Annotated in this window: 8 protein-coding genes and 1 riboswitch; of the genes, 2 read left to right on the forward strand and 6 right to left on the reverse strand. The window is 72.3% G+C overall.

Annotated features, from left to right (window positions below):
- Window positions 1-17: 17 nt before the first annotated feature.
- The gene (locus ACIO3P_RS10055) at window positions 18-2,894 is read right to left on the reverse strand and encodes a GNAT family N-acetyltransferase (protein ID WP_401848145.1); all 2,877 of its coding nucleotides are present in this window, start codon (window positions 2,892-2,894) and stop codon (window positions 18-20) included.
- 129 nt (window positions 2,895-3,023) lie between these two features.
- Between ACIO3P_RS10055 and ACIO3P_RS10060 the strand changes: the two genes are divergently transcribed.
- A complete protein-coding gene (locus ACIO3P_RS10060; protein ID WP_329821515.1) occupies window positions 3,024-3,305 on the forward strand; it encodes an HPr family phosphocarrier protein in 282 nt (93 codons plus the stop codon).
- A gap of 125 nt (window positions 3,306-3,430) precedes the next feature.
- On the opposite strand, the gene ACIO3P_RS10065 is transcribed toward ACIO3P_RS10060, so the two are convergent.
- The 4 genes from ACIO3P_RS10065 to ACIO3P_RS10080 all read right to left on the reverse strand — a co-directional run bounded on the left by ACIO3P_RS10065 (window position 3,431) and on the right by ACIO3P_RS10080 (window position 8,253).
- A complete protein-coding gene (locus tag ACIO3P_RS10065; protein WP_329822510.1) occupies window positions 3,431-4,138 on the reverse strand; it encodes a GntR family transcriptional regulator in 708 nt (235 codons plus the stop codon).
- Between the two features lie 196 nt (window positions 4,139-4,334).
- Window positions 4,335-5,129 carry a M23 family metallopeptidase gene (locus ACIO3P_RS10070; protein WP_329822511.1) on the reverse strand — a complete coding sequence of 265 codons (795 nt, stop codon included), beginning with the start codon at window positions 5,127-5,129 and terminating at the stop codon, window positions 4,335-4,337.
- A 12-nt stretch (window positions 5,130-5,141) separates the two neighbouring features.
- A riboswitch (cyclic di-AMP (ydaO/yuaA leader) is annotated at window positions 5,142-5,309 on the reverse strand.
- A 185-nt stretch (window positions 5,310-5,494) separates the two neighbouring features.
- Window positions 5,495-6,877 (reverse strand): pitrilysin family protein, encoded by a 1,383-nt coding sequence (locus tag ACIO3P_RS10075; protein ID WP_329822578.1) that lies wholly within the window; start codon window positions 6,875-6,877, stop codon window positions 5,495-5,497.
- A gap of 17 nt (window positions 6,878-6,894) precedes the next feature.
- Window positions 6,895-8,253 carry a pitrilysin family protein gene (locus ACIO3P_RS10080; protein WP_329822512.1) on the reverse strand — a complete coding sequence of 453 codons (1,359 nt, stop codon included), beginning with the start codon at window positions 8,251-8,253 and terminating at the stop codon, window positions 6,895-6,897.
- 226 nt (window positions 8,254-8,479) lie between these two features.
- Between ACIO3P_RS10080 and ACIO3P_RS10085 the strand changes: the two genes are divergently transcribed.
- Window positions 8,480-10,930: a DNA topoisomerase IV subunit A gene (locus tag ACIO3P_RS10085; protein ID WP_329822513.1), complete on the forward strand. Its 2,451-nt coding sequence runs from the start codon at window positions 8,480-8,482 to the stop codon at window positions 10,928-10,930.
- Window positions 10,931-11,048: 118 nt separating this feature from the next.
- Here the strand turns inward: ACIO3P_RS10085 and ACIO3P_RS10090 are convergent, their stop codons facing one another.
- The gene (locus ACIO3P_RS10090) at window positions 11,049-12,278 is read right to left on the reverse strand and encodes a CobW family GTP-binding protein (RefSeq protein ID WP_401848144.1); all 1,230 of its coding nucleotides are present in this window, start codon (window positions 12,276-12,278) and stop codon (window positions 11,049-11,051) included.
- Between the last annotated feature and the right edge of the window lie 198 nt (window positions 12,279-12,476).

The raw sequence follows: 12,476 nt of genomic DNA on the forward strand, positions 1-12,476 counted from the left end.
AGTGGCCTCGTAGTGCCCTAGTAGTAGCTGGGAAGGGTGCGCGGGCCCAGATCGTCGCGGGCGGGCGGCGGTGCGAGACGGACGGCGGCGCCGAGCACCGAGACCCCGTGCGTGGCGACGACGACGGGCTCCAGGGTGACGGAGACGACCTCGGGGTGGTCGTCGACCAGCCGGGACACCCGCAGCAGCACCTCCTCCAGGGCAGGGGTGTCGACCGGTGCGGAGCCGCGCCAGCCGAAGAGGAGCGGCGCCGTACGGATCGACCGGATCAGCTCGGCGGCGTCCCGGTCGGTGACGGGGACCAGCCGGTGGGCGAGGTCGCCGAGGAGCTCGGAGGGGGCGCCGGCCAGCCCGAAGGAGAGCACGGCGCCGGCGGCGGCGTCGATGGCGGCCCGTACGACGGTGTCCACGCCGCGGGGCGCCATGGCCTGGACGACGGGACGCAGCTCGACGGCGGTGCCGAGCGTCTCGGTCAGTTCGCGGTGGGCGAGCCGCAGTTGTGCCTCGTCGGCGAGGTCGAGCCGTACGCCGCCGAGGTCGGCGCGGTGGCGCAGATGCGGGGCGGTCGTCTTCAGGGCGACGGGGTAGCCGAGCCGCGCGGCGGCGGCGACGGCCGCGTCGGGCCCCGGCGCGGGCAGGGTCGGCCGTACGGGGATGCCGTAGAGGGCGAGCAGCTCGTGGGCGTCGTCGGGGGTGAGGGAGACGCGGCGGGCGTCGGGGGCCGCGCCGAGGAGCCGCTCTATGAGGGCGGCGGCCCCGCTCGCGTCGATGGCGTCGTCCAGGAACTCGGGGACCTTGCCGGGCTCGGCGGCCTGGCGCCGCCACCGCGCGTACCGGACGGCCTCGGCGAGCGCCCGGACCGCGCGTTCGGCGGCGGGGTAGGCGGGGATGCGTACGGCGGTGGGCGCGGGGGCGGGGGCATCGGCATCGGCGGACGGAGGCACCTCGGGCGGCGGGGACGGCTCAGGCGGCGGGGACGGTTCGGGCGCAGGCTCCGGAGGCGTCCGCGTCGGCGGTGACGGCCGGGACGGGCCGCTGTTCGTCGCCGCCGACAGGGCCTCCGGCAGGCCGCCGATCTCGACGTGGACCACCGTGACCGGCTTCGCCGGGGCCGTCGCCGCGGCAGTCCTGAGCGCGGTGCCCAGCGCGCCGCCGTCGGCGGGGTCCGTCGTGCCCGTCTCCCCCACCCGGGGTATCGCGGTCACCACGACGGCGTCGCAGCCGGGGTCGGCCAGCGCCGCCGTGAGCGCCGTACGGAAGTCGTCGGGCGCCGCGGCGGTGGTGAGGTCCTGGGGCGGCAGGGGGCGCAGGCCCTCCGTGAGGCAGGCGTCGTACGTGAGGAGGCCGAGCGACTCGGAGTTGCCGAGGATCGCGACCCGCGGGCCCGCGGGGAGCGGCTGGGAGGCGAGCAGCAGGCCCGCGTCGACGAGTTCGGTGACCGTGTCGACGCGGATCACCCCGGCCTGCCGCAGTAGCGCCGAGACCGTGGCGTCCGGGATGCGGGTGACGGGGACGGTGTGTCCCGGCGGGGCGCTGCCGCTGTGCCGGGCGCCCTTCACCACGACGACCGGCTTGACCGCGGCCGTGCGCCGGGCGAGCCGGGTGAACTTGCGCGGGTTGCCGATCGATTCGAGGTAGAGCAGCGCGACATCGGTGTCCGGGTCCTCGAACCAGTACTGGAGGATGTCGTTGCCCGAGACGTCCGCGCGGTTGCCCGCCGAGATGAAGGACGACAGGCCGGCGCCGCGCCGGTGGAGCCCGGCGAGCAGCGCGATGCCGATCGCACCGGACTGGGTGAACAGGCCGATCCGGCCGCGTGCGGGCGGCTGGGGCGCGAGGGAGGCGTTCAGCCGGGCGCCGTCGGCGGTGTTGATGATCCCGAAGGCGTTGGGGCCGACGATGCGCATGCCGTACGAGCGGGCCCGCCGCACCAGTTCGTGCTGGCGTTCGCGGCCCTCGGCGCCGCTCTCCGCGTAACCGGCGGAGAGGACCACCAGGCCCTGTACGCCGGAGCGGCCGCAGTCCTCGACCGCTTCCGGCACCCGGTCGGCGGGGACGGCGAGGACCGCGAGGTCGACGGGTTCACCGATCCGGGTGACGGAGCGTACGGCGGGGACGCCGTCGAGTCTCTCGGTGGACTCGGGGAACGCGCTGTTCACCGCGTACAGGCGGCCCGCGAAGCCCGCGTCGCGGAGGTTGCGCAGCACGGTGCGGCCGACGCCGCCGGGGGCGCGGCCGGTCCCGACGACGGCGACCGAGCCGGGGGTCAGCAGGCGCTGTACGGAGCGGGCCTCCGCGCGCTGCTCACGGCCGCGCTGGACGGCCAGGGACTCGGCGGTCGGCTCCAGGTCGAGGGTGAGCCGTACGGCGCCGTCCTCGAAGCTGCGCTTCTGGGTGTACCCGGCGTCCCGGAACACCTTGATCATCTTGGCGTTGGCGGGCAGCACCTCGGCGGCAAAACGGCGGATGCCCCGCTCGCGGGCGACCGCGCCGATGTGCTCCAGGAGGGCGGAGGCGACACCGCGGCCCTGGTGCGCGTCCTGGACGAGGAAGGCGACCTCGGCCTCGTCTGCGGGGGCGGAGGCGGGGAGTCCGCGCTCGTCGGTGCGGTCGTACCGTACGGTCGCGATGAACTCGCCGCCCACCGTCGCGGCGAGCCCGACCCGGTCCACGTAGTCGTGGTGCGTGAAGCGGTGGACGTCGCGGTCGGAGAGGCGCGGGTAGGGGGCGAAGAAGCGGTAGTACTTCGACTCGTCGGAGACCTGTTCGTAGAAGCTGACCAGCCGCTGCGCGTCCTCGGTGGTGATGGGCCTGATCCGGGCCGTGCCGCCGTCGCGCAGCACCACGTCCGCCTCCCAGTGCCCTGGATACGCGTGGTCCCGCGGGTGCTCCATGTCGCCAGCCTACGGCGCGGGCGGTCTCGGTGACCGGTGATCGGGGGCGACGGGGGGCCGTCCCGCGCCCCATGAGAGTCTGGTACGGACACCTGTTTTGAGACTTTTTGCGACTTGAAGGGCAACACCATGGCTGAGCGCCGCGTCAATGTCGGCTGGGCCGAGGGCCTGCACGCCCGTCCCGCCTCCATCTTCGTCCGCGCCGCCACGGCCGCCGGCGTCCCCATGACGATCGCGAAGGCCGACGGCGACCCCGTCAACGCCGCGTCGATGCTCGCGGTGCTCGGTCTGGGCGCGCAAGGCGGCGAGGAGATCGTGCTGGCCTCCGACGCCGAGGGTGCGGACGCCGCCCTGGACCGGCTGGCCAAGCTGGTCGCCGAGGGGCTCGACGAGCTCCCCGAAACGGTCTGATCCGGAGCGTATTTCCACGACGGAGCCGTGGTCCACCGAATTCGGTGGACCACGGCTCCGTCTTTTCGTGCGGGCAGCAAAGAATAGGCCGCACCTATTTATTCTCTTTGTATACGGCTCGATTGTTAATGCTGTGCGCTCGCGATGTTTACGGCGTGTTGCGAAGCCCTCACCTTTTCCCGGGCCCGGCCGGGGTCGGGGCCGTGCCCGGGGCGGCGCAGCCGGTGCACCGCCATCGTGCGCTCCGCGTGCAGGGTGGTGAGCGCCCGCGCGCGTTCGCCGTCGCCGCGCGCCACCGCGTCCACGATCGCGCCGTGCTCCGCCCAGGACTCCACCGGGTGACTGGGCTGCTCGACCACGTACATCCAGGCGATCTTGTGGCGGAGCTGGGTGAGCAGCGAGGTGAGCGCGGGGCTTCCCGACGCCTGGGCGAGCGTCTCGTGGAACCAGGCGCCCAGCGAGCGCAGATCCTCGCCCTGGCCTCTACGGGCCCGTTCCTGGCCCAGTCTGACCAGGCCGCGCAGGACCTTGAGGTGGGCCTCCGTACGGCGCTGGGCGGCGCGCGCCGCGCCCAGCGGCTCCAGCAGCAGCCGTACCTCCAGCAGGTCGGCGGCCTCCTGCTCCGTGGGCTCGGCGACACAGGCGCCGACATGGCGGCGCGTGGTCACGAAGCCCTCCGACTCCAGCGTGCGCAGGGCTTCGCGTACCGGGACGCGGGAGACGCCGTAGCGCCGCGCGAGCTGCTCCTCGGTGAGCCGGCTGCCCCGCTCGAACAGTCCGGAGACGATGTCGTCGCGAATGGCCGTGCATACCGAGTGCGCGGGAATGCGCATGTCCGAACCTCCGCCTTAATCCGCGCGAAACGCTGCCGATTGACGCCTGTTCCGTGACTCTATTGCAATCAACGCGAATTTCCGATGGGTGCCCGGAATCCATGGATATCTTTTGGCCAGCGCGGGAGCACGGCGAAGGCCCCGGCGCGGAGCCGGGGCCTTCGGGGGAAGCGGTGCGCGGGTGGGGCGGGAGGTGTCAGACCGCCACGCCGTGCGCGCGGAGGTACGCGACCGGGTCCATGTCGGAGCCGTAGTCGGCGCTCGTCCTGGCCTCGAAGTGGAGGTGCGGCCCGGTGACGTTGCCGGTGGCGCCCGAGAGGCCGATCTGCTGGCCCGGGGTGACGCTCTGGCCGACCGAGACGCCGATCGAGGAGAGGTGGCCGTACTGGGTGTAGGTGCCGTCCGCCATCCTGAGGACGATGTTGTTGCCGTACGAGCCGCCCCAGCCGGCCTCGACCACGGTGCCCATGCCGACGGCCACGACCGAGGTGCCGGACGCGGCGCGGAAGTCGACGCCCGAGTGGCTGCCGGAGGACCAGAGGGAGCCGCCGGACTGGTAGCCGGTGGTGACGTACGAGCCGGCGACGGGAAGCTGGAAGGTGCCCAGCCGCTTGCGCTCCTCGGCGCGCGCGGCGCGCACCCGCTCCTCGCGCAGCTCCTTCGCGCGGGCCTCCGCCTTGCGCTCCGCCTCGGCCTTCGCGGCGGCGCGCGCCGTGGCCTCGGCCTTCAGCCGTTCGACCTTCTCGGCGGCGTGGCGCTGAGCCTCGGCCTGGTCGTCGACCGCGCCGGCGACGGCGTCGCCGATGGCGATGACCTGGGTCAGTCCGGTGTGCGTGGCGGCCTCGGTGGAGCTGTCGGCGGCGAGCGCCGGGGAGGCGAGGGAGCCGATGACGCCGGTCGCGGTCAGCGTCGCGAACCCGGCGGCGCTCGCGCCCTTGCAGGTGATGCGGTTCGGGGCGCGGTGCTTCCCGGTGGCACGGGTGAACGCCATGGAGTGGCTGGTCCTTTCCTTCCCTCTCGCCTACCGGGTTAGCTGACGGGTTCGGAGCAGGAAGGTCTCCTACGGACCCCTCCGCGCGGTGTGCCCGCGAAGGCCGTCCGATTCACCCCAGGGACGTGGGTCCCCGGCTCCCCAGGCTCGCGCCTGACGGGGACTCGGCGATGGCTGCCCGATGCCACTGATGCGGCGCAACGGCGAACAGCCGGACCGACGCTAAGCGGCTCGTCTTTCAATAACCAAACAGACAAGGTTTTTTGTAGCGCACACCACAGGGCAGACGGGCATCCTCCCCACCAAAGGGGACATAAAGCAGAACCCCGGCGACCTCGGTCGCCGGGGTTCCACGGAAAGACGAATCAGCCTGTGACAACCGTCACTTCACCGATTCCGAGAGCCTCGACCGGCTCCTTGATCTGCGCCGCGTCCCCGACCAGAACGGTGACGAGCCGGTCCACCGGGAAGGCGTTGACGGCGGCGGCCGTCGCCTCGACCGTGCCCGTCTCGGCCAGCCGCGCGTAGAGCCGCGCCTGGAAGTCGTCCGGGAGGTGCTGCTCGACCTGGTCGGCCAGCGTGGCGGCGACGGAGGCGGCCGTCTCGTACTTCAGCGGCGCGACCCCCACCAGGTTCTGCACGGCCACGTCGCGCTCGGCGTCCGTGAGCCCTTCGGCGGCGAGGGTGCGCAGCACCTTCCAGAGGTCGTCGAGCGCCGGTCCGGTGGACGCGGTGTCCACGGAGCCGCTGATGGCGAGCATCGCGGCGCCCGTCCCCCCGTCCGGGGAGGACGGCGCCGGGGAGCGCAGCACCTGGCCGAAGGCGCGTACGCCGTAGGTGTAGCCCTTCTCCTCACGCAGGACGCGGTCGAGCCGGGAGGTGAGCGTGCCGCCCAGGCAGTACGTGCCCAGCACCTGCGCGGGCCAGACGCGGTCGTGCCGGTCGGCGCCGATCCGGCCGATCAGAAGCTGGGTCTGGACGGCGCCGGGGCGGTCCACGATGACGACCCGGCCGGTGTCGTCGGCCGTGATGGCCGGTGCGGTCCTGGACGCGGCCGTGTCGCCCGTCCAGGCGCCGAGGGTGTCCGCGAGGATCGCGTCCAGGTCGACGCCCGCCAGGTCGCCGACGATCACCGCGGTGGCCGTGGCGGGGCGTACGTGCGCCTCGTAGAAGGCGCGGACGCCCGCGGCGTCGATGCGCTCCACGGTCTCCTCGGTGCCCTGGCGCGGTCGTGACATGCGCAGGGAGGCCGGGAACAGCTCCTTGGAGAGCTGCTTGGCGGCGCGGCGGCCCGGGTTGGCGGTCTCGTGCGGGATCTCGTCGAGCCGGTTCCGTACGAGCCGCTCGATCTCGCTGTCCGCGAAGGCGGGGGCGCGCAGCGCCTCGGCGAGCAGGCCGAGTGCCTTGAGCAGCCGGGAGACGGGGACCTCCAGGGAGACCCGCAGGCCCGGGTGGTCCGCGTGCGCGTCGAGGGTGGCGCCGCAGCGCTCCAGCTCGGCGGCGAACTCCTCGGCGCTGTGCTTGTCGGTGCCCTCGGAGAGCGCCCGCGCCATGATCGTGGCGATGCCGTCGAGCCCTTCCGGCTCGGCGTCCAGCGGGGCGTCGAGATTGATCTCGACGGCGACCACCTGCTGGCCGGGACGGTCGCAGCGCAGCACCGTCAGGCCGTTGCCGAGCGTGGAGCGCTCGGGGGCGGGGAAGGCCCAGGGCCTGGCCTCGCCGGCGGTCGGCTGCGGGTGGAACTCCATGGTCACGGCAGCGTCGGTCACTGGTCCGCCCCCTCGTGCTCGTCGGTCTCGTCGGCGTCCGCCGCGTCTTCGGGGGCGATCGGCTCGTACACCAGCACCGCCCGGTTGTCGGGGCGCAGCCGCGCCGCGGCGACGGCCCTGACCTCGTCCGCGGTGATGTCCAGGACGCGGTCGACGGCGGTCAGCGCGAGCTGCGGGTCGCCGAACAGGACGGCGAACCGGCACAGTTCGTCGGCGCGGCCGGCGACCGTGCCGAGCCGGTCCAGCCATTCGCGTTCGAGCTGGGCCTGGGCCCGCTCCATCTCCTCGGCGGTGGGGCCCTCGGCGGCGAACCTGGCCAGCTCCTCGTCGACGGCCGTCTCGATCGCCGGGACCTCGACCCCGCCGGACGTCTTCACGTCCAGCCAGCCGAGCGAGGGGGCGCCCGCGAGCCGCAGCAGCCCGAAGCCGGCGGCGACCGCGGTGCGGTCGCGGCGTACCAGCCGGTTGTGGAGGCGGGAGGACTCGCCGCCGCCGAGGACGGTGAGCGCCAGGTCGGCGGCGTCGCACTCGCGGGTGCCGTCGTGCGGCAGCCGGTAGGCGGCCATCAGCGCGCGGGCCGGGACCTCCTCGTGCACCTCCTCGCGGAGCTGCTCGCCGATGGTGTCGGGGAGGGTGCCGTCGCGCGGCGGCTGCTTGCCGTCGTGCGAGGGGATGGAGCCGAAGTACTTCTCGATCCAGGCGAGGGTGCGCTCGGGGTCGATGTCGCCGACGACGGAGAGCACCGCGTTGTTCGGCGCGTAGTTCGTACGGAAGAACGCGCGGGCGTCCTCCAGGGTGGCGGCGTCCAGGTCGGCCATCGAGCCGATCGGCGTGTGGTGGTACGGGTGGCCCTCGGGGTACGAGAGCGCGGTCAGTCGTTCGAAGGCCGTACCGTATGGCACATTGTCGTACCGCTGGCGGCGCTCGTTCTTGACGACGTCCCGCTGGTTCTCCATGGACTCCTCGTCGAGCGCGGCGAGCAAGGAGCCCATCCGGTCGGCTTCCAGCCAGAGCGCCAGTTCGAGCTGGTGGGTGGGCATGGTCTCGAAATAGTTGGTGCGTTCGAAACTGGTGGTGCCGTTGAGGGAGCCGCCGGCCCCCTGCACCAGCTCGAAGTGGCCGTTCCCCGACACCTGCGCCGAGCCCTGGAACATCAGGTGCTCGAAGAGGTGGGCAAGGCCGGTACGGCCCTTGACTTCGTGGCGTGAGCCGACGTCGTACCAGAGGCAGACCGCGGCGACCGGGGTCAGGTGGTCCTCGGAGAGCACCACGCGGAGGCCGTTGGCCAGGCGGTGCTCAGTCGCTGTCAGGCCGCCGGAACCGGCCTGCGCTGTGGCCGTGTGACCCATGGGCATGTACGTCCCTTCGATCGCGATATGGAGAAGTCCTGCCACTGTATGCAAGCGTGCCGACACCTGGCGAAGTTCCCGTAACAGGTCCGGGATCTGGCACCCTTCCGACACGCGCCCCTTCCCGTCCCAACGACGGGTCGAGGTCGGCGTTGTCAGTGGCGCGGTCCACAATGGTCCGCGTCAGTTCCAGAAGTTGCCGTACAGAACTTGTGAAGGAGCCGCAGCCGCGATGGCCCGCCGCAGCACCAAGACCCCGCCGCCGGAGGACTTCGAGGAGAAGATCCTCGACATCGACGTGGTCGATGAAATGCAGGGCTCCTTCCTTGAGTACGCGTACTCGGTGATCTACTCCCGGGCCCTGCCCGACGCCCGGGACGGCATGAAGCCGGTGCACCGCCGCATCGTGTACCAGATGAACGAGATGGGCCTGCGCCCCGACCGCGGTTACGTGAAGTGCGCCCGCGTCGTCGGCGAGGTGATGGGAAAGCTCCACCCGCACGGGGACGCGTCGATCTACGACGCCATGGTCCGCATGGCGCAGCCGTTCTCGATGCGGCTGCCGCTGGTGGACGGCCACGGCAACTTCGGCTCCCTCGGGAACGACGACCCGCCGGCCGCCATGCGGTACACCGAGGCCCGGATGGCCGACGCGACGTCGCTCATGACGGAGTCCATCGACGAGGACACCGTCGATTTCGAGCCGAACTACGACGGCCAGGAGCGCGAACCGGTCACACTTCCGGCCGCGTATCCCAATCTTCTGGTCAACGGGGCCACCGGTATCGCGGTCGGCATGGCGACGAACATGCCGCCGCACAACCTGGGCGAGGTCGTGGCGGCCGCCCGCCACCTCATCAAGCACCCGGCCGCCGACCTGGAGACGCTGATGCGTTTCGTACCGGGTCCCGACCTGCCGACCGGCGGCCGGATCGTCGGTCTGACGGGCATCAAGGACGCGTACGAGAAGGGCCGGGGCACCTTCAAGATCCGGTCGACGGCGACGGTGGAGGACGTCACCCCGCGCCGCAAGGGCATCGTCGTCACGGAACTGCCCTTCACGGTCGGCCCCGAGAAGGTCATCGCGAAGATCAAGGACCTGGTCTCCGCGAAGAAGCTCCAGGGCATCGCCGACGTCAAGGACCTCACGGACCGCTCGCACGGGCTGCGCCTGGTCATCGAGGTCAAGAACGGCTTCGTGCCGGAGGCGGTGCTGGAGCAGCTCTACAAGCTGACGCCGCTGGAGGAGTCCTTCGGCATCAACAACGTGGCGCTGGTGGACGGCCAGCCGCTGACGCTGGGCTTCAAGGAACTGCTGGAGGTCTATCTGGACCACCGGTTCACGGTGGTACGCCGCCGCAGCGAGTTCCGCAGGACGAAGCGGCGCGACCGGCTGCATCTGGTCGAGGGGCTGCTCGTCGCGCTCATCGACATCGACGAGGTCATCCGGCTGATCCGGTCGAGCGACAACTCGGCGCAGGCCAAGGAGCGGCTGATCGAGCACTTCTCGCTCAGCGACATCCAGACGCAGTACATCCTGGACACGCCGCTGCGCCGGCTCACCCGGTTCGACCGGATCGAGCTGGAGAGCGAGCGCGACCGCCTCAACGGCGAGATCGACGAGCTGACCGGCATCCTGGATTCCGACAGCGAGCTGCGCAAGCTCGTCTCGACGGAACTGGCCGCGGTGGCGAAGAAGTTCGGCACCCCGCGCCGTACGGTCCTGCTGGAGTCGGGCGCCGCCGCGGTGGCCTCGGTGCCGCTGGAGGTCGCGGACGACCCGTGCCGGGTGCTGCTCTCCTCCACCGGGCTGCTGGCCCGTACGGCCAACGGCGAGCCGCTGGACGCGGGCGAGGGCCGGCGCGTCAAGCACGACGTGATCGTCTCGGCCGTCCCGGCGACCGCGCGCGGCGACATCGGCGCGGTGACCTCCACGGGACGGCTGCTGCGGATCGCCGTGATCGACCTGCCACGGCTCCCGGACACGGCCGCGACACCCAACCTGTCGGGCGGGGCGCCGGTCGCCGAGTTCCTGGCGCTGGACGACGGCGAGGACCTCGTCTGTCTGACGACGCTGGACGAGTCGTCCCCCGGGCTCGCGCTCGGCACGCTCCAGGGCGTCGTCAAACGGGTCGTCCCCGACTACCCGTCCAACAAGGAGGAGTTGGAGGTCATCTCCCTCAAGGACGGCGACCGGGTCGTCGGCGGCGCCGAGCTGCGGACGGGCGAGGAGGACCTCGTCTTCATCACCTCGGACGCCCAGCTCCTGCGCTATCCGGCGGGGCAGGTACGGCCGCAGGGCCGGGCCGCGGGCGGCATGGCGGGCGTCAAGCTGGCCGACGACGCCACGGTGATCTCGTTCACCGCGGTCGACCCGGCGGCGGACGCGGTGGTGTTCACGGTCACCGGGTCGCACGGCACGCTGGACGACTCCGTACGTACGGCGAAGCTCACCCCGTTCGACCAGTACCCGCGCAAGGGCAGGGCGACGGGCGGGGTGCGCTGTCACCGCTTCCTGAAGGGCGAGGACATGCTGGCCCTGGCCTGGGCGGGGGCGAGCCCGGCGCGCGCGGCGCAGAAGAACGGCACACCGGTCGAACTGCCGGCCCCCGACCCGCGCAGGGACGGTTCGGGCACACCGTTCACGGCGGTGGTCGACGTACTGGCCGGGCCCGCGCACTGACGGCGGACGTGAGCTGGTGACCGCCCTCGGGGGCCGGGTCCTCGGACCCGGCCCCCGAGGGCTTTCCGTGGTCCGGGACGTCTCCGCGGTCCGGGACGTCTCCGCGGTCCGAGGGAACTCAGGATTCCGAGGGATCTACGGGCTCCGCGGCATCCACGGCCTCCGAGAGGTCCCCCGGCTCCGACAGGTCTCCGGGCTCCGACGGGTCCGGTACGTAGCGCAGGACGCCCCACATGTCCCGCTGATCGGCCGTGGCCTCGGCTCCCTCCCCCGCGCCCGCCCGCTCGCGCGCCTCCGCCTCGGTCTCCTGGCACGCCTCCAGCTCCTTCAGCAGCGCGTCCGGGTCGATGCCCGAGCCGATCAGGACGAGCTGGGTGAGCCGCTCCGTACCCCGGCCCCAGGGCTCCGGACGGAAACGCAGGAAGCGGCCGACCGCGTGCACCCCGTACCGGTGGTCCGGGTCGCCTGCGCCGAAGTCCACGAAGCCCTTGATCCGGTAGAGCCCCGGGGGCCGGGAGTCCAGGAACGCCATCAGCCGGCGCGGACGCATCGGGGCGGACGCGGTGAACGACACGCTCTCGTACGCCGTGTGGAGATGCCCCTCGTGACCGGCGCCGTGGCCCGCGCCGTGGCCCGCGTCCTGGCCGGCGCGGTCCTCGCCGTCGTGCGGTCCCCCGTCCACGTGCGGGTCCTCGTCCTCGTGCAGGTCCTCGAAGGAGAGCTGGCGTGCCTTCTCCTCCTCGGCGGGCCGGACGGCGGGGTCGAAGAGCAACTCCGGGTCGACCCGTCCGTACGACGCGGAGACCACCGGCGTCCCAGGACCGAGCGACTCCAGGAGGTCGAGGATCCGTACGTGATCCGCCGCCGCCACCCGGTCGGTCTTGTTCAGGACCACCAGATCGGCGAGCGCGAGATGGCGGTCGATCTCCGGATGGCGCGCCCGGGTCGCGTCGAACTCTGCGGCGTCCACCACCTCGACCAGCCCCCCGTACACCGTGTGCGGGTTGTCCCCGGCGAGGATCATCCGGACGAGTTCCTCAGGCTCGGCCAGGCCGCTGGCCTCGATGACGATCAGGTCGATACGGGCCGACGGGCGGGTCAGCCGCTCCAGGTAGCCGTCCAGCTCGCTCGCGTCGACGGCACAGCACAGACAGCCGTTGCCGAGCGAGACCGTCGAACCGATCTGCCCAGCGACCGTCATGGCGTCGATCTCGATCGCCCCGAAGTCGTTGACGACCACCGCGATCCTGTTGCCGGCGCGACGGCGCAGCAGATGGTTGAGCAGGGTCGTCTTCCCCGATCCCAGAAAGCCCGTGAGAACCACCACCGGGATCTGCTTCCTGCTCACGCCTCGCGCCTCCGTGCTGCGTCGTCCGGTCCCGCGCACCCGCGTCGGGCCCCGGGCGGACGATCATGAATCCGCCGCCCGGCTCCAGGATATGGGCGCCCCGACCCGGCTTCGCCGGGTATCGGGCCGGCCGTCCGGCGAGGATCCGCCGCGTACCGATTCCGCCGAAATTTCGGAAAGCGCGGCGCGCCCTCTACC

Source organism: Streptomyces sp. NPDC087310 (assembly GCF_044744405.1).
Taxonomy (GTDB): domain Bacteria; phylum Actinomycetota; class Actinomycetes; order Streptomycetales; family Streptomycetaceae; genus Streptomyces.